The following is a 21,157-nucleotide window of genomic DNA, read 5'->3' as shown; positions in this document are numbered from 1 at the left end:
CGCCTGCCTTAGAAGAATTGATTCTCCCGGCGACCGCGGCCATCATTGGAGAACAGGTAGCTTGGCGCCGCTTTCCTGTTCTCCAATGCTTCGAACCGGCAGCCTGTACTCTCGTTCCCTACGAAGCGTCGTTGCATCAGCCTGATCCGTTCTTAGTCGGGTATGAGACACCCTAAGATTGGCCGCATTTGCTACGTTCTTCAGTGACTCTGAAATCACGGTGCTTCAGAGTGATGATTTTGCACTCAAGGCGCTTTGTTGAAAAACACACATGAGAAACTCAGGCTGTTTGAGTCTGCTGTGATCAATGCAACCGACGCTGTTCTGATTACTGAGGCTGAGCCGATCGATGATCCTGGCCCCCGGATCATCTACGTCAATCCTGCATTCTGCCGCATGACGGGCTACAGCTCTGACGATGTGATCGGTCGCAGTCCCCGAATTCTGCAGGGTCCAGATAGCTGTCCGTCCACGATCAGCCTCATTCAGGCCTCTCTCAAAGCCTGGAAACCGATCGAAGCCGAGGTTCTTAATTACCGGAAGGATGGCTCGACCTTCTGGGTTGAACTCAGCATCTCCCTCGTCACGGACGAGACAGGCTGGCATACCCACTGGATCTCGATTCAACGCGATGTGACTGAGCGGCGCTTGAGACAGAGTGCTGCCAAGCAGCTTGAACTGACGAGCCTTCACAATCATGCTCTTAGTGTCGAGATCCGGGAACGCGAGATCATCCAGGACCGACTCAGCTACGTCGCGTTTCACGACAGCTTGACCGGTTTACACAACCGCACCTTTTTTATGGATGCACTGAGAGCAGCCTTTGTGCGGGTGCAGCAAGGTGAGGCCAGGGGCTTGTCCGTCGTCGTCTATCTCGATCTTGACGGCTTTAAAGGAATCAATGACACGCTTGGGCATCGTGTCGGAGACGAACTTCTCATTGAAACAGGCCGGCGGCTGAAGAGCTGCGCGCGGGCCAGCGATACGCTGGCGCAGATGGGCGGCGATGAGTTTACCTTCCTCTTCGAGGGGCTAGAAGATTTGAGGGAGGCTCAAGAGATCGCTGAGCGCATCCTCGAAGCTACCCAGGCGCAACTGCTGCTGGCTTCGACCGTTTTCCAGATCGCCCCGAGTATCGGGATCTGTCCCATTCAAAGTAGTAGTGCGGACGCAGAAGCCATTCTGAGAGACGCTGACCTTGCGATGTATGCGGCCAAGAGAGCCGGCGGGGAAAATGGGTCGTCTATGGACAGACGATGCATGAGGAGGCATTAACAGAGTTGCAGCGGAAGATCCAGTTAAGGGCTGCCGTGGAACATCACGAGTTCGAACTGTATTACCAACCCCTTGTAAAGTCGAAAGAACGAACGACGTATGGGGTGGAAGCTCTTCTCAGGTGGCATCATCCCACGCGAGGGTTACTCGAACCAATCGAATTCGTTGAACTTGCGGAGGAGATGGGATTGATTGTACCGTATTGGTCGGTGGGTCCTTCTCCAGGCATGCTCAGATCTAGAAGCTCTTCGATTGGCACACGGCGATAGTCTATGTCTGAGTGTTAACGTGTCGAGTCGTCAATTGGACGAGCCTGACTTCCTGAACGTCTTGGCCGAGGCACTGACACAAACCCAGATCGACCCTAGAGAATTACAACTAGAGATCACGGAAAGTATCTTTCTGAAAGATGCGGAGCGAATCGGCACGATCTTCAACGCGATCCGACAAAAAGGGGTCAGCATCGGTTTTGACGACTTCGGCACGGGCTACTCGTCACTGCGCTATCTGGAACGCTATCCGATCGACACACTAAAGATCGATCAATCCTTTGTGCAAAACATGAGCGAAAATGCCACTCGCGCAAGTATTGTGAAGATGATTATCCAATTAGCACATGAGATTGGCATCACGGTGTCCGCAGAAGGAGTGGAGACAGAAGAACAGGCAACCCTGTTGCGTGTATGCGGATGCAACCTGGTGCAGGGTTATCTCTATGGCCGTCCCGTTCCGCTGTCCGAGATGGTCGTTCAATTACGGGCAGCTCATGCATAACGACTTTGTGATGATCCAATCCATGCTCCCTCTTAGGATCATCAGAGCCAACAAGGCGGATAGATCCAGTTCGTTAGTGAGCATACGCACCGGCAACCTGATCAATTTCAATGCCACGACAACGCTGAATTTGGCAGTACAACGAATGGCGATCCAGATATCTCATACCTCCAGCATGTTCAACTCTGCAACCGAGGTTTCTATGAAATTATCGATATTCATTTTAACACTATGTGTCGGATCAGCTCTGCTTTATACGTCTGCGATCATTGCCCAGGATCCCAGCAGCTCCATGGCTGCCGACAAGAATTTCGTTATGTTGGCGGACGAGGGCAATTCCGCAGAGATCGCGGCCAGTCAGATGGCGCTTAAGAAATCTAAGAATCCTGAAGTAAAGACCTACGCTCAGCAGATGATCGATGATCACACCAAGCTGCGGTCCGACATGGCACCCTTCGCTTCGAAGATGAATGTCACGACGCCTCAACCAGTCAACGAGACGCACAGGGCCGAAGCCAAGCGCCTCGCAGCGTTGTCTGGAAAGCAGTTCGACATGGAATATATCAAGGCGATGGATCAGGATCATCACAAGACGCTCGGCCTTTTCCAGAATGAGGAAAGCACGACCAGTAATCAGGATCTGAAAGCAGCTGTTCAGCAGGGCGAGCAGGTTGTGAAGCAGCATACCGATATGGCGGATCAGATGGCTCAGAAGATGAGCATTCCAGTCACAACGATGCCAGGGCAGTAAAACAAGAATCCAGAAATCAGAGCAATGACAAGCTGTGCTCTCACAAGGGGAAGGCCGATGGTCTTCCCCTTCCTTATTGGTATGTCGCACGACGGGAAAGATGAAACTCAATGATTGAAGCAGTGCTTTGTGATATCGATGGAACTCTTGTAGAAAGCAACTGGCTCCATGCGGCAGCTTGGAAAGATGCCTTTGCGGTAGCTGGGATTACGGTGGATCTGGAAGACGCACGTCGACAGATTGGCAAAGGTGGCGACGAACTCATCCCGGTATATGTGCCCTGGTGGAAACGGAAGATTATCGAGGAGCCACTGATGGCATACCGGCAATACATCTTCAGGACCGACTACCTACATCAAGTCAAGCCTTTCCCCCATGTGCGCGATCTCCTGATCAAAATGAAAGAAGCTGGTATTCGGGTGTCCATCGCATCGTCTGCCGACCGGGAACAACTGAAGGCCTACGAGAAGATTGCAGACATTGGCGACTTGATTGAAGAAAGCAGCACGGCAGACGACGCGAAGCGTTCGAAGCCTCATCCAGACATCTTTGAATCCACACTGAAGAAGCTGGGGCTTCCTTGCTCGAAAGTGCTCGCCCTGGGGGATACGCCGTATGACGCTGAGGCGGCAGGCAAGGCCGAGATCTGGACCGTGGGCGTGATGACAGGAGGATGGAGTGAAAAGGAACTACTCCAGGCCGGCTGCATCGAAGTCTACAAGGATGTCGCCGACCTTCTAACAAACTTTGAAAGCAGCGCCTTTGTGCGATAAAACTCACGCATTCGATACTCTTGTCCACTCCAGTCGAAAAGCACAATCAATTCCCTGCCATGGTATTTCGGTAGTTTCTTCGATCAGCGGCTTTGAAGTGGTTTCGAAACGGACTCCAAAGACTGCCCAGCGGCTTCTACTCCGATCCAACCCTCCATCGCTGCCGCGAAGAGCATTAAGGCCGCTCCCAAAGCCCATCCTTCCGCAACATGAGTCTTCGATTCCGTTGCAATGAGCTCCCCGAAGAGGAGAGGCGCACCCACTCCCCCGATCAGCGTGCCAACCGCATAGAAGACAGCAATGGCAAAGGCCCTCATTTCGAGCGGAAAGATCTCGCTGACAGTCAGGTAGGCAGCGCTTGCCGCAGAGGATGCAACAAAGAAGATGATCGTAAAGCAGATACCAAGCCCCTTCAGGCCGATCATGCCGTGCGCAAACGGGTAGCACACACCAGCTAACATAAGTCCAGCGATCCCGTACGTCGCCGTGATCATCGGTTTTCGACCAACTGTGTCGAAAAGCCTTCCGAGGAGCAGTGGGCCGAGGAAGCTGGCCACTGCAAATGGAAGAAGTTGCAGTGGCAGCTTGTCATTGCCAAGGTGATAGAACTTTTTCCCGATCAGTGCGTAGGTGAAGAAGACCGCATTGAAGAAAAATGACTGACCCACCATCAGAGCCAATCCGAGGAAGGACCGGGCTCTGTTCTCCCCCAGCATATTTGAGAAGATCTCTTTGAGAGGAGTGTGGTCTCTCGTGGTGAGCTTCAACTTGTCGGCAGACGGGACAACGATTTCCTTCCCGCTTTTCTTGACCTCATCCTCAATGGAGTCGACTACCCGATCTGCATCTTTTTCCTTCCCGCGCAGCATCAGCCAGCGAGGGCTCTCAGGGACTTTCAAGCGAAGCAGTAGAACGCCCAGACCGAGCGCGCCGCCGATGCCAAAGGCATAGCGCCAACTCGTATCGAGCGGCAGGCCGTGTCCGCCCAACAGGAGGAAGGCCGCGATCGAACCGACCGTTGCGCCGATCCAGAAGGTAGCGTTGACAAAGAGGTCGACAGTTCCACGCACCTTGCCTGGAATTAGCTCGTCAACTGCGGAGTTGATCGCTGCATATTCGCCTCCGATGCCGAGGCCTGTAAAGAAGCGGCAGACAACAAAGAAGAGGAAGTTCATCCAAAGTGCAGTGCAGATCGTTGCCACCGAATATGTGGCTAAAGTGACTAAGAACAACTTCTTTCGTCCGAGACGATCCGTAAGGTGGCCGAAGAAAAGCGCACCACACACAGCTCCAGCCAGGTAGATCGTCGCTGCCGCGGTCACTTGAGGATCAGTCAGGGAAAGTCCATGTTTACTCTCCAGGACTCCGGAGAGAGAACCTACGAGAGTGACTTCCAATCCGTCCAGCAGCCAAGAGGTGCCAAGAGCAGTAATGATGCGAACGTGCCACCTCGACCACGGAAGCCGGTCCATACGTTCCGGGATGTTCGTTTCGATCTCTCGCTCCTGAGCTGTGTTGCTCATGCTTCACCCTTCTTAGCCTTAATAATGCTGATGGTGCCATTCCGTTCCAGGATGGCGTATTTGACGTCGAAGATCGAGTTGATCCCCTTCGCCCTGGCTGCAGCCATGATGTCCTCAGGGGCCATCTTCATGCCCCGCATGACCTCATCCACCCAAGCCCCATCCTTCAGGAGCACGAGCGGTGTTCCATCCACGAGCGCGCCAAACTTCGGGGAACGAGCTTTTACCCAAGCTACGATGTTATGCAGCAGACCCACTGTGAGGATGGCCATACCGCAATTCGTGATCGAGCGGTCACCGCCCGTCGTAGCGAGGATGACGACGCCTCCAACCAGAAATACGATCACGAATTCGAACATCGTCATCTGCGCTCCGGGCCTGCGAGTGAGGAGTCTCACAGTTAGCATCAGAAAGAAATAGCCTGCGATGGCATAGATGATCGTGAACATGCATCTCCTTGGAAACTGTACGTCAGGCGTTCTCGCTTAGGGCATAACGACAACACGTGCCGAGAGCGGCGGTGTTCCTGGAATCTGTAAGGTGAAGTGAAAGATCCCACGTTTCGAGGGCTGCAAGGCAAACTGAACGGCGCCGGGGGCTTCATCTGCAGAGAACGTATAAGTCAGACCACCCCGTCCAACGGAAGTGTCCGAAGGAGATGGGATCACCCGTTGCGCTCCGAGTTCATCCACGACACTCTGACTGACATGAAGTCTGACCTGCCCTTTTCCGAATGTACTCGGCTGAAACTGGACCTCTAAGATTGAGGGCGTCCCGGTCCGCTCAACACGTTCGTACTTGACCAACATGGCTTCATTACTCAGCGTGGCGTGAGCGGCCGGACCCCGCCCCAGCACCCCGGCGAAGTTCAACAGAAGCAGGAACGAGATGACCCACCACATCACCCCCTCGAACTTCCACCATTTCCGCTGAAATGCAAGGTCCTCGCCGACGGCCACCTCGGCGTTAATTTTCGGCACGGAATCTTCTACAGGCTTCTCAAATGCGACTTCGCTCACTTTGATCCCTCGATGATGCTGATTTGCCCATTCCGTTCCAGAATGGCGATTTCAATCTTGTCCAGCGTGGAGACCCCTTGATCCCGGGCTTGAGCCATCACGTCATCGTCCTGAATGCGCATCTTGCTGAGAGTGTTGGAACGCCACATCCCATTCTCAAGAAGAATCAGTGGAGTGCCATCCAGCAGTCGGGCGAGCCGACTCGACTTTGTTCGCGCAATCGCGATAAGAAAATGGGCAAGAGCCACAGTTAGGATCTGGATGAACGCGTTCGTGAGAGAAGCGTCGTCGCCCACCATCGCGGTGAGTGCCAGACCTCCCATGAAGAAGACGAGGACAAATTCAAATGGGGTGATCTGCTTGCCGGGCCGACGCCCCACGATCCGGACGACGAGAACCAGAAAAATATAAGACAGAATCGCGCGAACGGATGCTTCCAAGATGACCTCCGGCGTACGATCGTTGATTCGCCGTTCTATGAGAGGGCCATAAGCCTGTAAAGTTTGTCATGCTGTGCCCTACAGTGATGGATTCCTCCCATCCAGTAAGTGGGCGTTCTTCTCCACGAAGAACGCCCGTTTGACTTTGTCATTTAGGTCGTTGAGCTACTTGGCGGTTTTCTACTTCTTCAGAACTGGACAACAAGACAGCTAACGTCATTGGCGGCAGGATCAGCTGGTTGTCACGTTCCTCAATGCTCTCGCGCGAGGCAAGTTCCCGAACCTCACCCTCCAGCAAAGCAAACTGCTGCGGTTTGGCGCCAAAGTTGATCAGCACCCGTGCCTCGTCTCGCTGCATGACAAGAGTTTGGTTCTCCTCATTGCTTGAGACCTCAAGATGATGCATGTCCCCATCATTGAAGCAAACGCGGCTGCGACGCAGTTTGATCAACGACTTTACCCAGGTAAGCATCTCCTGGTGCTTCCCTTCACTCTGCTCTTCCCATTTCAACTTGGACTTCTCGTAGGTTTCATCCTCCTCGGGATTCGGAATGTCCCCATCGAATCCAAAAGCTGCAAATTCGCGCTGTCTCCCTTCAGCGACCTGCCTGCGTAGTTCTTCGTCCTCATGGTTTGCGAAATATAGAAAGGGGGCAGATGTGGACCATTCTTCACCCATGAACAACATCGGGATAAAGGGCGCTGTGAGGAGGAGACCAAGAGCTACTTTGGCGGCATCGAGACCAATCAGGTGTTCCAGTCGCTCTCCCTTTGCCCGATTCCCTACCTGATCATGGTTTTGATCGAAGTGGATGAAGTGGTGAGCGGAGAGCCCATCGGCAGGGCGTCCATGCCGGCGCTTGCGGTAACCCGAATACTGTCCATCGAAGACGTAGGCATGCTTCAGAGACTTGTGGAGATCCCTAATCGACCCAAAATCGTCGTAGTACCCGCCCTCTCCCTCTTTGGGGCTGTAGAGCAGAGCGAAGAGCGAGTGGTGGAAGTCGTCGTTCCACTGTGAGTCCATACCGTAGCCATTTGCTTCGCGAGAGCGAACCACGCGGGGATCGTTAAGGTCACTCTCAGCGATAAGGTGGAAATCCCGAGCCAGAGTTGCACTGAGTCGCTCTACTTCGATCGAGAGCTGCTCCATGAAGTGAACCGCTGACAGATCAAGAAAAGCATGTACCGCATCGAATCTCAGCCCGTCGCAGTGATAATCCTTGAGCCACATCAAGGCATTGTCCACAAAGAAGCGGCGCACCTCATCGCTGCCTTCTTCATCGAGATTGACGGCATCGCCCCATGGAGTCTTACGGTTTGTATTGAGGTACGGCCCGAACTTGATCGCGTAGTTGCCCGAAGGGCCGAAGTGGTTATAAACCACGTCCAAGATCACGCTTATCCCTTTGGCATGACAGGCATCGACAAAACGCTTGAACCCGTCCGGCCCACCATAGGGCTCATGCGTGGCAAACAGGCCGACGCTGTCGTAGCCCCACCCCTGCTTGCCTGCCCATGCCGCAACCGGCATGACTTCTACATGCGTGATGCCTAGATCAACAAGGTGCTGCAGGTGTTCAATTGCTCCATCGAAGGTGCCTGCAGTGCTATAAGTGCCGATGTGAAGCTCGTAGATTACGGAACCTATCTTCGGGGATCCTCGCCAAAGCTGGTCGTGCCATTTGAAATGGCTGTGGTCATAGAGTTCAGACGGTCCGTGAACTCCCTCCGGTTGACGCAGGCCGCGCGGGTCGGGGTAACAGGTGGGATCATCGTCCAACAGAAATGCGTACCTGTCTCCACAACCTGCCTCGGCCACATCTAAGATCCACCATCCCCGGCTGTTCGGGCTGTTCATGGGCAATGTTTGGTTACGCCAGTTCAGTGAAACCTTCTCTGCCTTGGGAGCCCACACTCCAAATCTATGCATTCTCAATCTCCTGGCGGGGTTAATTGGTCATTCAACGCGCGCCCATACGGACGGAACTAGCACAAGCGAGCTTTGGTGTTGTTGCAAGAGCGAAGGCCCGCTAATGCGGGCCTTCCAATCCGAGAAGCCGAATTAGGCGATTTCGTCCTTGTCGCTCATGAGGTTGGGATGAGTGGCACGTGACAGAAGATCTTTGCCCTTCTCGTACAAGCCCACGGGCGAACCCATCGCTTGCTCCTTTTGCCCGAAGGTATCCGGTCGCCCAAACCCGAGTTTCGGTTCGCCCGCGCCTTCAAGGGGGCCCGCGATGAACGGTTCGAACTGGCCGTGCCCGTCCGGTGCAGTGCCTGATGTCCAGGCCTGTCCTTCCTGGTTGCCGACCTGCTTGTCAGTCGTCGTGATGAAAAATTTGTAGCTGTAATCCTGATTCTCTTGGGACTGCGGGAATGAGTTGGGTACTGGGAGGTGAGAGGGGCCAAGTTCTTCGAGGACGGCAAGCCACTGCTGCTGATGCATCGTGTCCCGTGCGATGTTGAACGCGAGCATCTTTTTCATACCCGGGTCGTCTGTCGCGTTATAGAGACGGACGGCGAGTACACGGCCCGTGGCCTCGGCTGCCACGTTGCAGTACATATCTCCCGCGATGTTCCCGCTTGCGTAAATGTGAGACATGTTGAACGGAACCCCGTTAGCATCCGAGGGCATAGCAGCGAGACCAGTTGAAAGGATATGGCGCATATCCATTCCATTCATAACGGCACCGGCAATAGGATCGGCTGCCATCTCTTCCTGAAAGGACACAGGTGCCTTCTCGAGGTTGAGGGCGACAGCCGTGGCAAGCATCTCGATATGTGAGATTTCTTCTGTTGCAGTATTCAAGAGCATGTCACGGTACTTTGCCGGACCGCGAGAGCCCCAGGCTTGAAAGAAATATTGCAGGCAGACGCGAATTTCACCCTCGACACCTCCAATAGCTTGTTGAAGCATACGGGCGAAGACCGGGTTGGGCTTCTCAACTGTGACGGGAAATTGCAATTTCTTATCGGTATAGTACATAGGATCTCCAGAGGATTGGGTATAGTCGCACCACGGACATGTTGATAGGCGGAGTCCGCCCAGGCCTCGTGAGAGCTTAGAAAGCTTGGCCGCGTTGCCTTGCTGCCAATTCCGCATTCACAGGATGATTGCGAGGTTGAGAACGGTCGACATCGCAAAGGCTTTGAGAAGTGGGCTTAGTTCTTGACGGGCAAGTCAGTCTGTACTCTCTCTGCCAGTAGATCGACCGAGGTCGTAGAGGACATCTCTTGAAGCTCTTGATCGTCTTCAGGACTAGGTATGACCTCTAGCTTGTTCGCGATCGCCAGCAGAAGTTGGAGGGCCTTAGTGATCTCTTTTTCCGAAAGCAGGTTGATCTGGAGATCGAGCTGATCTCGCAGATCGATGCGTTTTTGCATACGGTTCTGCTTCATAAGAACAAACGTACTGAGAAGCACCCCTTCCACAGAGACGATCATCGCCAGCAGAATAAACGGATAGGGATCGAACTGCTTTACCGCAGGAATTACGCCCGTGTTAATTAAGAACCAGGCTAAGAACCAGCACATGTGAAGGAAGACGAAGGTCATACTCCCGGAAAAGCCGCCGATCAGATCGGCTATGCGATCGACCAAGGTGCGCCGTTCCTCTAAAGTGGACTCCATCTCAGCTATAGATCGGATATTAGCGTTCACTGATTGGGAAACGGGACTCTTGTTGGCTACCATTTGCGATCAGATGCGCTCGCCAGTGACGCGTCTATAGCCGCGCCCTTACCAGCTATCAACTTCCTTCTGATAGAGTCCATCGAACAGTCCCTTGACGACGGGATAGCAGTCGCGTGCGGCGGCAATCAGGTTGGCCCGATTCGGTATCTTCACAGTTCCTCTGTTGTATTCAATAAGGCCGCTCCGCTGCATGGCACCGGCGATCATGGTGACGGTCGTTCGACGGGCTCCTAACATCATCCCCAGAAACTCTTGTGTCAGGTACAGCACATCCGAATCAGTTCGATCCTGAGCCATGAGGAGCCATCGCGCGAGCCGCTCTTCCGCCTCGTGAAAGCGATGGCAGCCTGCGATCTGTCCCAGAACTAGTCCCTGCGATTGAACGAATTCCATGACCCTCGCCTGGATCTCGGGTGACGAACGGAAAGCCTGACGTAGCTGCGCCATCCCGATACGTAGCCCTGTTCCATCAAGTTGGATAAAGACTTCTGTGGGGGATTTCGCCGGTCCGAGCAGATGAAATCCGCCAACCAGACCTTCCCTACCGATGAGTCCTACCTCCGCGGTGTCCCCATCGGGGTTGGAGGCAACCACGGACGCAAACCCAGAGGTCATGAAATAGGCGTACTCGGGTATCTGCTCCGCCTTGGCAAGGGATGTCCGCAACGGGAGATCCACTTCGACGCATTGGCTCAGGAGTAAGTCTCGGTTGGAATCGCTGAGCGATGCGAGAAGAAGGTTTTGAGTGCGAGACGACAAGAGGTTCCTTTGCTTCAGAGCGCAAAGGGAGCCGAAAAGACCGGCAACTGGTCACGGCTGAGTAAACAAGACAGGTTGTTCACTGTCCTACCAACATTACCTTTTATTTGTTGGATTTGATGTCGGCTATGAGACGCAGCTTTCCGTCTGCCAATCGCTAGGCTCTTTCTGGGCCTAAAGAAAGGTACAAAATAGATGCCTAATGTGGCGCGTGTTTTGATCTATGGACTTGATCCGTTATTGCTGGGCACTCGAAGCCAGGTGCTTAGCCGAGCGGGCTTTCACGTATCGGCAATCTCTGAGATGGAAGATTTGTATCAGCTTCATGCTGAAAAGATTAAGGTCCTCGTCCTCTGTCACACGATCAGGCCCGCAGAACAACAGGCAGCAATCAGGATCGGTCGCAATGCTAATCCTCGGCTGCAGACTGTTGTCATGACGGCTTTCGCGCCGGAATTTCTTGCGGAGCCCGACGCCCGATTTGTCAGTGCTTTCGATGGACCGCTTACGTTGATCGCCCAGGTTCGACAGGCAGCCGCAGCCTCCGTCAGCCTCACTGTATAAGCGAGAGATCAAACGTGTTTGTCGAGGCGCCTAGGTCGAAAGTGAAGGATGGTGAATGGATAAGTCAGCGTTCTCAGTTGCTCTGTCTGATGTGTGACATACCCAAAGCTTCTGTTAATAGATAAGTTCCCTATAAAGCCGTCCAAATCGACGGGACCCAACGTACCGTCAGAGTGAAGCATCTTACCCCCATGGCTCCGGCTTCTATCGAAGAGTTACAACAAAAGCTGGCCATTACCGAAGAGGCCCTACGGCTATCGGAAGAGCGCGGTACAGCAGGCCAGCTTGCCTTGGAACCGATGCACGAGGTGAAGAACCCGCTCGAGACCCTGGGGCACCTTACCTACCTGGCCCTGGCTGAGCCCGATTCGGAGGCTGTCCGGGTTTATCTTCATCAAGCGGACGAGCAAGTGCGAATGATGGGTCAGATCGCAAGCCAGACATTGGGATTCGCACGAGAATCGAGTGCCCCGCAGATCGTGCAGGTTCTTCCAATTCTGGAAGCTGCAGTCCGAATCCATCAGCGTGCCATCGATCGTAAAAAGATACAGGTTGTGACAGACGGATCCGGACAGTACGAGGTCAACGTCTATCCGGGACAGATTCTCCAAGTGCTTTCAAATTTGATCGGAAACGCCGTTGATGCATCAGGCAGCGAAGGTCATCTCCACATCATCATCCGCAAACGGAAGAAGCATGTTGAGATCGTCATTGCGGACAATGGAACCGGTATCGCGGCAGACAATCTAGCCCTGGTATTCGAGCCGTTCTTCTCCACCAAGGGCTCGCGAGGAACTGGTCTCGGACTCTCGCTATCGAGGAAGATCATCGAGAGACATCGGGGTCAGATCCGGATGCACAGTCGGTGCAGAGAGTTCAAGGCCGGGACAGTCTTTCGCGTCTCTCTGCCCTGCGCGGACCGACCGGGGTGATGGTCGGGCTGGGACCGCAGGCCAATAAGTGCATCGACCTGTTCTCGACAACAACTGAGTACGCCTAAACGAATTACTTCCTAGAAGCGGAGGTGGTCAAGCCATCATGCTCAGATAATTTGAAACGTCCGAGACATCACCGGTATCGGATATCAACGCGATATAGCCGTCGGGACGGATAAGCACGAGGGATCGGGTCGTCGCACCATAGGCACGGGAAAGATCGCCCTGGGAGTCGCGAAGATCTTCGGGTGCTTCCAGTTGTTGTCTTACGTTCAGAATTTTGAGATTAGACGGGAGTGCTTCTACCGTAACCGTAGCTCCGAAGTTCACTAACGTGAAGCGTCCGCCGCGAGTCAGGTCGAACAGTCGGCGTTCGCCTTCGAACGTTGTCAGCCCGGGCGCATCTGGCGCGCGATCACCAGCGCGGAGCGAGGCAGTATCGTCACGGTCGTCGCAAGCCAGGACTGAGTCGCGATAGCCAATGCCGAGCTGCATCGTGCTCGGGTCACGTCGGGTGACCATGCTCATTTGTTCGGTCGCTTCTTTGAGGCGGGCGTTCGAAAGTGCCAGCACGCCAACTGCGACCGGTCGACGCTCGGCCTCATAAGTGTCGAGAAGCGGTTCTGGGGCTCCCTCCGTAACCGCAGCAAGTTTCCAGCCAAGATTGTGAGCGTCCTGGATGCCGGTATTCATTCCCTGTCCGCCGGCGGGAGAGTGGATGTGCGCCGCCTCCCCAGCAAGAAACACCCGGCCCTCACGATAGCGGTCAACCATGCGGATATTTGCACGCCACAGCGCCGACCAAACCGGTTCGTGGAGGCGAATGTCCTTTCGTCCGCTTAGCCGCTCCAAGATTGTTTGCATATTTGCGAGGCTAAGTTCAGGATCATCCGGCTTGGAATTGGAAAACGTTGGTCGAGGGCAGTGGGCAAAGCGCGAACACTCCTTCGTTATGCGAAAGCAAGTGCCAAGCGTCGCGGTCAAGACCGTCGACCTCGACATCCCCGACGATCATGCGGATCTCGTCGCGGGTCTCGCCTTCGAAAGAGATCCCGGTCTGCTTGCGAACAATGCTGTGGCCGCCATCGCAGCCGACTAGCCAGCGGGCGTGGGTTATCTCGATGGCGCCGTCCTTCACGACCGACGCGGTCACGCTTTCATCCGACTGATTGAAACTGCCGAAGGTGGTGCCAAACTCGACTGTGCCGCCAAGCTCCGTCAGTCGTAGCCGTAACGATTCTTCCACGCGCCATTCGGGCGTGATGAGAGTTGCGGAATAAGGCACATCGGGCCGGTCGCCCAACGTCTCGGTGACGATCTCCTTCATCGTGCCATCCGGAGCTGTTGAACGCATCGGCATGGCCATCCGGCCGTTGGCCATGACGCGATCGACGATGCCGAGATCGTCGAAAACTTCCAGAGTGCGCGGCTGAATATTTTTGCCGCGGGAGCCGGGCTGCGGGCCGGGGACGGCCTCGATCAAGCGTAAGGAAACACCTCTCCGGGCGAGTTCGCAAGCCAATGTTAGTCCAGTCGGACCGGCTCCAACGATTAGCACTGCCAAAGTAGTTTCAGTAGTCGGTTCCTTATTCATCCGTTAGACCTCGAGAATCAGAGTGTCCTTGCATTCTTATTGTGGAGCGAGGAAAGAGTGGGGAGCAATACCGGGCCACGAAGTAGCAGGCGGTGGAACGATCAACAGCAGATCCTGGATTTCGCCGTCACCCAGTAGGATTTCGCATTCAAACGCTCTCTCAGTTGACGCCAAATCGCCCAGGCACTCACCCAATCTTAACTGGATTTATCTCGTCGAATTACTTCGCTAAGTTCTAAATGGATAAGGGTGAACCAGTCCCTGTAGGGTGTTCACCGCCATCCGGCGGTTCAGGTCTGGGGCTCCAAGACTCTGGTCTATTGAGGAACTCATGGGACCGGAGTCGCCCATAGGAGGCTCCGGTAGCGGTGGTTCAAGTTCTCATATCCCTCAATGCTTCAGTAGCTCCCAACCGCGTCGATCTCAATCTCAATTCTAGTAAGTCAGCAACAAAAAGCCGACCATGATTAGGTCGGCTCTTTTCGGTTCGGCTGCAATAATTGTTAGGTTGACTTAATGTTTCCGTTCATCCCATTCGGGAAAAACCCGCCTGCGGTGACGCCTGTCTTGCCCGCGGCCCCGTACACAATTTGAAGCACCTGTGACGTTGTCCTGACTGGATAAAGTCCGGTTGTGGCGCTTGTGTTGAAGACGGCAGTCGCTGTGGGTGGGATGTCCTGTGAATCAGCCGCAGGCGAGGTTACTCCAAGGCTGATGCAGAGTTGCCGCAGGAAGCTTTCATGCTGTGACTCTGTATGCAGGATCTGTGCAGCATAGGTCAGAGCGGCCGTGTTTGAAGTGAGGTACTGCGCACCGCCCGCGTAAGCGCTAATGCCCACACCCTCGAACTGACGTGCGAGTGCAAGGAACGTAGCGTCCGATGTGACAGCGCCCATGGCGGTAAGATTCAGATTCGGTATGCTCACCGGTGTTCCGCCAGCTGCCAGGATCGTCGCCCGTAGGAACTCGACATGCTCGCGCTCGTGTGTGGCAATTTGCGCCGCAGCGCTCGAAACCATGGAGTTGGTGAAGGTTACCTTCGCACCGCCTGTCACGGTTCCGGGGTTCGAGCCCATGTCCGCTGTCGATAAGCCGCTACCAGTCGTCACGTAGAGATAGAAACTGGCCTCAAGGTACTCAAGGTTCAAGGCAAAATTTAAGACGTCGAAGACAGATGGAGGAGCTGCCGTCGGCGTTGGGGTGGTTGTCGGTGTGGGCGTTGTTGTGGGAGGAGTCGTCGTTACTGGGCTAGGACTGTCGCTGCAGCCAATCAAGACGCCCCCGGCTGCGAGTGACCCAACCGCGCTGATCGAGTTGAAGAAGTTGCGACGGCTCATCAGCGAGACAGCGCGTCCCTCGACGAGGCGTTCCGCCTTGGAGGCAGTGACGTGTTCTTGGGTTTCTGTAAGTTGATCCAGTTCATTCAGTAGCTGAGACATGTAAGTTGCCTCCAGGGCAATAGATCGTGTGGTGGATCGAAAGGAAAGTGGGTGCTGATGTATACCAAGTGGGGCATCGCTAAGGTCGACTAGGTGGATTTCACCGTTCCATTGACACCATTGGGAAAAAAGCCGCCCATCGTCACGCCGGTCGTCGGATTGGTCGTTGTCGGTTTTGAGACGGCATAGACGACACCCAACACCTGAGACGTGTTTCGCGACGGTGAGAGTGCGTTCACGGAATCAACCGTGAAGTAGTTGGTCTGCGATGGTGGCACATCCTGCGCGTCGATTGCAGCACTTATCACGCCTTGAATGGCACACAGATAGTTCAACGCGCCCGCATGCTGACCTTCGGCACCGAGAATCTGTGAAGCTGTGGTCAAAACAGAAGTATTGCTCACGAGCAACTGAGCAGAGCCGATGTACGCAGATCCGCCGAGGGCTGTGAACTGTCTCGCTGCGGCCAGAAACTGTGCCTGGGTCGTGATCGCCCCCATCGCCGCCAGGTTGATGGCCGGCTGCGCAATAGGAGTTCCGCCCAGGGTCGTGATGGCGCTACGAAGAAGTTCGACATGATTCTTCTCGTCTTGCGCGAGGGCCTGTGCAACAGCCATCGTCGGTGCATCCAACGTCAGCTTGGCAGGAGCACCAGTCACCGCAACACCGCCAGTCCCCATATCGGTCGCCGAGAGGCCGGTTCCTGACGACGCATACAAGTAGAAATTTGCTTCAAGATACTCCAGATTTAAGGCAAAGTTCAGCACGTCTGTGATTCCCGGTGTCGTTGTTTGCGCGTACGCGAGTTTTCCGCCGGAGAGTGCCGTCATCGCCGTTGCAGCGGCGAGGACAGAGAGAAAACTGCGCCGATTAAGATGGGCGATCGAATGATCGAAAGCGAGCAAGTTGCGATCGGTCGCCAGTTGCTCTTCTGTCACGGATTCTGTCGGGCAGAGGAGAGATTTGAACTTATATTTAGACACAAGAAGCTCCACGATTACGGTTAGCGAAGGATGCGCCAGAAGTGGGCGCTTTCTATTCAATGATTAGGCTGGTACGTACTTGCGAACAAGCTATAAAATTGGGTTCGCTGCCGATACGAGCGCTTCACCTGAGATGAAGTTGCCCGCCTATCTCAGGTGATTCATGCAGTCAACAATTGAAGATTCAATTGAAGATTCAATTGATAGACACTAGGTTCTTAGGCGCAAGCCAACCGTGCCATCGGAGTGCTTCCTTACTCCACCGCAAAAGTTTGCTTCAATCAGTTCTTTTATCTGCCACGGCCGGAGTGTGAAGCTCGTCATTACCGCCAGGAAGTTGACGACGCCGCTGCCAACATGGATGGCTCATCATCATCAAAACCTTTCGCATGTGTTAGGCGTCTACTTGGCTACACTCTTGGGTGCGCAATGGTTCCTCTCCTCATTGCTCCGCGCTATTGCAGAACAGCCGAGTTAGTTCACAACTATCTCGGCTGTGATTGGTCAGAACGTAAAAAAACTTTAGTTCTTGATAGATCTGAGGTTTACTGCGCGTATTGCTCCCGCAAGCGGCGAAGCAGATCTGCCGGATGAACTAGTTTAGAGAGCAAGCTGAAGTTATGCCCGTGGTCACGAGCCGCTCGCAGCGGGTCCACTGTCTGAGCTTGACCTGGAAGGTGTTTCTGTTCAGGCACCCTATCTTGCCTTTTGTGCAACCAACAGCTAAATGTGGAGTGAGCGTGCAAGCTCGCCACTGCGCCTTATTCCACATTTGCATCGCAAGGAACCTCAGATGTCAGATCACACTATCTCGCGCCGCAAGTTGGTTGGCACGCTCGGCGCCGGTCTCGCAGCCGCTGCTCTCCCTTTGTCCGCTGAGACGCACGCCACTTCGATCGCGCAACCGATGGCGGACCCGACCACCAAGTATCCGAGCCACCCTTCAACAGCCCCTTCCAGCCAAGGTTAGGACTGGTCAGCAAAATGATGCCCCCTCCTGACCATGGTGAAATCAGCTACAAAGGTTCTGGAAGACTCCTGAACCGTAAGGCGCTAATTACGGGCGGCGATTCAGGCATGGGGCGCGCAACTGCGATCGCCTACGCCCGCAAAGGTGCAGATGTAGCCATCAACTATCTGCCGGCAGAGGAGCCAGACCCCCAGCAAGTCGCCGCACTCATTCGCAAGGCGGGCCGGAAGGCTGTCCTCATCCCAGGCGACCTCCGCGAAGAGGCCTTCTGTAGGAATCTCGTAGCCCAATCTCTTTCGGAACTGGGCGGCACGGACATCATTGTCTCGGACGCCGGTCGTCAACATCAGATGGAATCCATTCTCGAAATGACAACCGAGCTCTTCGATTGCACCATGAAGACCAACCTCTACGCGCCCTTCTGGATCATCCGCACGGCCCTGCCGTACCTCAAGCCGGGCTCTACGATCATCGCTACTACGTCGGAGCAGGCCTACGATCCGCCAGGGAAGTCTATATGACTACGCCCAGACGAAAGCCGCCACAATGAACTTCGTTATATCGCTGGCCAAGCAGCTTGGCCCGAAAGGCATTCGTCTTAACGGCGTCGCACCTGGACCAATCTATACTCCACTTCAGATCTCGGGGGGGGCGCAACTGAGGAGCATTGGCGGGACTTCGGAGGTAAGTATCCACTTGCCCGCACAGGCCAGCCTGCTGAGCTTGCTTCCATCTACGTTCAACTCGCTGCTCAGGATGGATCCTACACGACTGGCAACATCTACGGTGCTGGGGCGGCATGGGTCAACCATAGTAGCGTTCTTCGACCGGCTTCTTCAGCAATCAAAGCCCATGCTGCTGATCATGATTCTGACAATCGGCCTGCAATTATTACCGATCGTGTCGACGGCCGCATCGTCAACGGGCTTGAACGGGTCGCGAAGGCGATTAGCTTGTCCAGCTCGATTGCTCTCGTTCCTTGGTTTATTCACCACTAAGGAATCAAGCCCATGCACGTAGTGATCTTCGGCCTGACCATCTCGTCTTCTTGGGGAAATGGCCATGCCACGCTCTGGCGCTCACTTGTGAGGGCGCTGCTGCAGCGGCGCCATACAGTTTCCTTTTATGAGCGTGACGCTTCTTACTACGCCGACGCGCGCGACTTAACTGAGCTACCGCCGGGCGCACGTCTCATCCTGTATAGCGATTTTACGGACATCGTTCCTGCGGCCCGACGCGATGTCGATGATGCTGACCTAGCTCTCTGCACCAGTTTCTGTCCTGACGGACGGGCTGCTGCTGAACTTATTCTCGGGAGCCGCGCGGCCATCAAGAGCTTCTACGATCTCGACACGCCGGTGACCCTCAACGCGCTGAGCGCGAGATCGCCGGTTGACTACCTTCCTCCACAAGGACTCGGCTCCTTCGACCTCGTCCTCAGCTACACTGGCGGGCGAGCTCTGGATGAACTCAGATCTCGTTTAGGCGCTAGCGTTGCATTTCCTCTGTATGGGTCCGTCGATCCTGGCCATTACCGCCTTGTGGCCGCGGACCCAAGCTTTCGTGCTAGCCTTTCCTACCTGGGCACCTACGCGGTGGACCGTCAACAGGCGGTGCAGACTCTCTTCCTGGACCCCGCCGTTGCGCTGCCGGATCGGCGGTTTCTCATCGGCGGAGCGCAGTACCCGGAGACCTTTCCCTGGCTGCCCAATGTTTACTTTGTGAGCCACGTTCCGCCTCCGACACATCCAGCCTTCTTCTCTTCCTGCCGGGCTACGCTGAATGTGACCCGCGGGGTGATGGCGGAGTATGGCTTCTGTCCCTCTGGCCGGCTGTTTGAGGCCGCTGCCTGCGCTGCTCCGCTACTCTCCGATACTTGGGATGGACTGGATGCCTTCTTCGTTCCTCACCAGGAGATCCTACCGGTCAGAACTGCGGCGGATGTGGTGGATGCACTCTCCCTCTCCGACAAAGAATTGAATAAAATCGCTCTCGCCGGACGTGCCCGCACGCTGCAGGATCACACCGGACTCTGCCGTATCGAGCAGCTCGAGGACATATGCAACTCGTTTCGCGACAAAACTGCATCTCACGTCACCAGCTAAGGAAAGGAAGCATCGCATGTGGGGAATCATTCCGGCCGCGGGCGCGGGTAGCCGTATACAGCCGTTGGCTTTTTCGAAGGAGTTGCTGCCCGTGGGCAGCCGCGTTGACGGCGATCATGAGCGCCCCCGCGCCGTCTCGGAATATATTGTTGAACGCATGATTTCAGCCGGAGCGACATGCCTTTGCTTCGTCATTTCGCCTGGCAAGACCGACATCCTTGAATACTATGGCGGGCGGCTCTGGGGTGCGGACATCGCCTATGTCGTACAGCCGGCACCCGGGGGCTTGTGCGACGCCGTTTTCCGGGCGATTCCGTTTATTCGTTCGGACGAACAGGTTCTCATTGGCTTGCCCGATACGATCTGGACGCCACTGGACGGATTCGCACAACTTCCTAATGACCAGCTTTCCTTTTTGCTGTTTTCCGTCGAGCACCCAGAGTTCTTCGACGCCGTCGCCACGCGGCATGACCATTCTGTCCTGCACATCGAGGTGAAACAGAAGAACGCCACCTCCAACTGGATTTGGGGCGCCATTCGCATGCCGGGCGCCATCTTTCATGAACTTCATCAACTCTGGCTTCGCCCGGAGCGTAGGGACGAGTATCTCGGCACGCTGGTCAATGCCTACATCGCCGAAGGTGGTCATGCCGTCGGTATTAAGGTAGGCGAGGCTTACGTCGATGTAGGCACACTCCACGGCTACCGCAAGGCAATCGCCCTGCTTGCGGAAGACTTCATTCCACATTCACCCAGTGAGGAAATCAGCACGCATGATCGCTACTCGACACCCCTTGCTTGATGACACGCAGCAGCTTGGAGAACGCATCCGGGAGCTTGGCCCTTGGTTTCATAACCTTCGCCTCGGCGGGATCTCCACCGCTCCGGAACACTTCCTTGGCAATTATCCAGAGGTCAAGTACCAGCGCTTCCGTACAACGCTACCAGCGGACATGACGGGTATGACCGTGCTCGATATTGGCTGTAACGCCGGCTTCTACTCGCTGGAGATGAAGCGCCGGGGTGCCGCACGCGTGCTTGGCATCGATACCGACGACCGCTATCTGGCGCAGGCACGCTTTGCGGCTGAGATCACAGGGCTGGATGTGCAGTTTGAGCGTATGCCGGTATGGAGCGTGGCCGCGCTGCGCGAGCGGTTCGATCTGGTCATCTTCATGGGCGTGCTCTACCATCTGCGCCATCCGCTCCTCGCTCTGGATCTTATCCACGAGCACGTCGCCAAAGATCTGTTCCTTTTTCAGTCGATGCAACGCGGCAGCAGCGAGATCGCCGCGATTGAGGAAGATTATGAATTCACAGCGGCGGCACCGTTCGACGAGCCGGGCTATCCAAAAATGCACTTTATTGAGCATCGTTACTCCCATGACTCAACCAACTGGTGGGTGCCGAACCGCGCGTGTGCTGAGGCGATGCTAAGGTCGGCGGGCTTCAGCATTGAGGCTCAGCCTGAGGAAGAGGTCTACCTTTGCCGCGCCCATCCGATCCAGATTCCGGCCGATGGTCCCCATGCCATCTATCCGCAACGGTAGCCGGCCC

The 21,157-nt window shown here is 55.1% G+C and carries 25 protein-coding genes; 13 read left to right on the top strand and 12 right to left on the bottom strand.

All coding sequences use genetic code 11. The features are described 5' to 3' along the window. Window positions 1-300: 300 nt before the first annotated feature. The 5 genes from OHL20_RS23130 (at window position 301) to OHL20_RS23115 (ending at window position 3,573) form a co-directional block, all read left to right on the top strand. Window positions 301-1,275: a sensor domain-containing protein gene (locus tag OHL20_RS23130; protein ID WP_263385673.1), complete on the top strand. Its 975-nt coding sequence runs from the start codon at window positions 301-303 to the stop codon at window positions 1,273-1,275. Then, complete coding sequence (locus tag OHL20_RS25355) at window positions 1,257-1,544, top strand: EAL domain-containing protein (RefSeq protein WP_396272816.1); 288 nt, start codon at window positions 1,257-1,259, stop codon at window positions 1,542-1,544. Before OHL20_RS23130 ends, OHL20_RS25355 begins: the two co-directional genes overlap by 19 nt. Then, on the top strand, window positions 1,468-2,049 hold the full coding sequence (locus OHL20_RS23125) for an EAL domain-containing protein (protein WP_263385672.1): 582 nt from the start codon (window positions 1,468-1,470) through the stop codon (window positions 2,047-2,049). Before OHL20_RS25355 ends, OHL20_RS23125 begins: the two co-directional genes overlap by 77 nt. 76 nt (window positions 2,050-2,125) lie before the next feature. Next, on the top strand, window positions 2,126-2,800 hold the full coding sequence (locus OHL20_RS23120; RefSeq protein ID WP_263385671.1) for a DUF4142 domain-containing protein: 675 nt from the start codon (window positions 2,126-2,128) through the stop codon (window positions 2,798-2,800). Window positions 2,801-2,910: 110 nt separating this feature from the next. After that, on the top strand, window positions 2,911-3,573 hold the full coding sequence (locus OHL20_RS23115) for an HAD family hydrolase (RefSeq protein ID WP_263385670.1): 663 nt from the start codon (window positions 2,911-2,913) through the stop codon (window positions 3,571-3,573). Window positions 3,574-3,656: 83 nt separating this feature from the next. Here the strand turns inward: OHL20_RS23115 and OHL20_RS23110 are convergent, their stop codons facing one another. The 8 genes from OHL20_RS23110 to OHL20_RS23075 all read right to left on the bottom strand — a co-directional run bounded on the left by OHL20_RS23110 (window position 3,657) and on the right by OHL20_RS23075 (window position 10,917). After that, on the bottom strand, window positions 3,657-5,096 hold the full coding sequence (locus tag OHL20_RS23110; RefSeq protein ID WP_263385669.1) for an MFS transporter: 1,440 nt from the start codon (window positions 5,094-5,096) through the stop codon (window positions 3,657-3,659). Next, window positions 5,093-5,545 (bottom strand): DUF421 domain-containing protein, encoded by a 453-nt coding sequence (locus OHL20_RS23105; RefSeq protein WP_263385668.1) that lies wholly within the window; start codon window positions 5,543-5,545, stop codon window positions 5,093-5,095. The genes OHL20_RS23110 and OHL20_RS23105 overlap by 4 nt, the downstream gene beginning before the upstream one ends. A gap of 36 nt (window positions 5,546-5,581) precedes the next feature. Next, window positions 5,582-6,076 (bottom strand): hypothetical protein, encoded by a 495-nt coding sequence (locus OHL20_RS23100; RefSeq protein ID WP_263385667.1) that lies wholly within the window; start codon window positions 6,074-6,076, stop codon window positions 5,582-5,584. 35 nt (window positions 6,077-6,111) lie between these two features. Further along, window positions 6,112-6,555, bottom strand: a complete 444-nt coding sequence (locus OHL20_RS23095; RefSeq protein WP_263385666.1) for a DUF421 domain-containing protein — start codon at window positions 6,553-6,555, stop codon at window positions 6,112-6,114. A 148-nt stretch (window positions 6,556-6,703) separates the two neighbouring features. Next, entirely contained in the window at window positions 6,704-8,488 is a 1,785-nt protein-coding gene (gene treZ / locus OHL20_RS23090; protein ID WP_263385665.1) for a malto-oligosyltrehalose trehalohydrolase, read from the bottom strand. A gap of 132 nt (window positions 8,489-8,620) precedes the next feature. Continuing rightward, on the bottom strand, window positions 8,621-9,544 hold the full coding sequence (locus OHL20_RS23085) for a manganese catalase family protein (protein WP_263385664.1): 924 nt from the start codon (window positions 9,542-9,544) through the stop codon (window positions 8,621-8,623). Between the two features lie 176 nt (window positions 9,545-9,720). Continuing rightward, the gene (locus tag OHL20_RS23080) at window positions 9,721-10,158 is read right to left on the bottom strand and encodes a DUF1003 domain-containing protein (protein ID WP_263385663.1); all 438 of its coding nucleotides are present in this window, start codon (window positions 10,156-10,158) and stop codon (window positions 9,721-9,723) included. Window positions 10,159-10,296: 138 nt separating this feature from the next. After that, a complete protein-coding gene (locus OHL20_RS23075) occupies window positions 10,297-10,917 on the bottom strand; it encodes a Crp/Fnr family transcriptional regulator (protein ID WP_263385662.1) in 621 nt (206 codons plus the stop codon). A gap of 288 nt (window positions 10,918-11,205) precedes the next feature. On the opposite strand from OHL20_RS23075, the gene OHL20_RS23070 reads away from it, so the two are divergent. Together OHL20_RS23070 and OHL20_RS23065 are read left to right on the top strand one after the other, a co-directional pair. Next, window positions 11,206-11,574 (top strand): hypothetical protein, encoded by a 369-nt coding sequence (locus OHL20_RS23070; protein ID WP_263385661.1) that lies wholly within the window; start codon window positions 11,206-11,208, stop codon window positions 11,572-11,574. Window positions 11,575-11,765: 191 nt separating this feature from the next. Next, window positions 11,766-12,506 (top strand): sensor histidine kinase, encoded by a 741-nt coding sequence (locus OHL20_RS23065; protein ID WP_263385660.1) that lies wholly within the window; start codon window positions 11,766-11,768, stop codon window positions 12,504-12,506. Window positions 12,507-12,602: 96 nt separating this feature from the next. Here OHL20_RS23065 and OHL20_RS25045 read toward each other — a convergent pair whose 3' ends face one another. The 4 genes from OHL20_RS25045 to OHL20_RS23045 all read right to left on the bottom strand — a co-directional run bounded on the left by OHL20_RS25045 (window position 12,603) and on the right by OHL20_RS23045 (window position 16,525). Beyond that, window positions 12,603-13,373, bottom strand: a complete 771-nt coding sequence (locus OHL20_RS25045) for an FAD-dependent monooxygenase (RefSeq protein WP_317891003.1) — start codon at window positions 13,371-13,373, stop codon at window positions 12,603-12,605. Between the two features lie 22 nt (window positions 13,374-13,395). After that, window positions 13,396-14,103 carry an FAD-dependent monooxygenase gene (locus tag OHL20_RS23055; protein WP_263385659.1) on the bottom strand — a complete coding sequence of 236 codons (708 nt, stop codon included), beginning with the start codon at window positions 14,101-14,103 and terminating at the stop codon, window positions 13,396-13,398. Between the two features lie 503 nt (window positions 14,104-14,606). Beyond that, window positions 14,607-15,542, bottom strand: coding sequence for a ferritin-like domain-containing protein (locus OHL20_RS23050; protein WP_263385658.1), 936 nt, complete (start codon window positions 15,540-15,542; stop codon window positions 14,607-14,609). Window positions 15,543-15,631: 89 nt separating this feature from the next. Then, window positions 15,632-16,525: a ferritin-like domain-containing protein gene (locus OHL20_RS23045; RefSeq protein ID WP_263385657.1), complete on the bottom strand. Its 894-nt coding sequence runs from the start codon at window positions 16,523-16,525 to the stop codon at window positions 15,632-15,634. Window positions 16,526-17,318: 793 nt separating this feature from the next. On the opposite strand from OHL20_RS23045, the gene OHL20_RS23040 reads away from it, so the two are divergent. From OHL20_RS23040 to OHL20_RS23015, 6 genes are read left to right on the top strand one after another with little or no spacing between them, the layout of a single operon-like run. After that, window positions 17,319-17,495 carry a hypothetical protein gene (locus OHL20_RS23040; protein WP_263385656.1) on the top strand — a complete coding sequence of 59 codons (177 nt, stop codon included), beginning with the start codon at window positions 17,319-17,321 and terminating at the stop codon, window positions 17,493-17,495. 14 nt (window positions 17,496-17,509) lie between these two features. Next, window positions 17,510-18,016 (top strand): SDR family NAD(P)-dependent oxidoreductase, encoded by a 507-nt coding sequence (locus tag OHL20_RS23035; RefSeq protein ID WP_263385655.1) that lies wholly within the window; start codon window positions 17,510-17,512, stop codon window positions 18,014-18,016. Window positions 18,017-18,041: 25 nt separating this feature from the next. After that, window positions 18,042-18,515 (top strand): hypothetical protein, encoded by a 474-nt coding sequence (locus tag OHL20_RS25350; protein ID WP_263385654.1) that lies wholly within the window; start codon window positions 18,042-18,044, stop codon window positions 18,513-18,515. Beyond that, window positions 18,506-19,600 (top strand): CgeB family protein, encoded by a 1,095-nt coding sequence (locus tag OHL20_RS23025; RefSeq protein WP_263385653.1) that lies wholly within the window; start codon window positions 18,506-18,508, stop codon window positions 19,598-19,600. Before OHL20_RS25350 ends, OHL20_RS23025 begins: the two co-directional genes overlap by 10 nt. A gap of 16 nt (window positions 19,601-19,616) precedes the next feature. Then, window positions 19,617-20,402 (top strand): sugar phosphate nucleotidyltransferase, encoded by a 786-nt coding sequence (locus OHL20_RS23020; protein WP_263385652.1) that lies wholly within the window; start codon window positions 19,617-19,619, stop codon window positions 20,400-20,402. Beyond that, window positions 20,374-21,150, top strand: a complete 777-nt coding sequence (locus tag OHL20_RS23015; RefSeq protein WP_263385651.1) for a TIGR04290 family methyltransferase — start codon at window positions 20,374-20,376, stop codon at window positions 21,148-21,150. The genes OHL20_RS23020 and OHL20_RS23015 overlap by 29 nt, the downstream gene beginning before the upstream one ends. The last annotated feature ends 7 nt before the right edge of the window (window positions 21,151-21,157 follow it).

Source organism: Granulicella arctica, assembly GCF_025685605.1.
GTDB classification, from domain to species: domain Bacteria; phylum Acidobacteriota; class Terriglobia; order Terriglobales; family Acidobacteriaceae; genus Edaphobacter; species Edaphobacter arcticus.
This window is presented reverse-complemented; position numbering and strand designations above follow the sequence as displayed.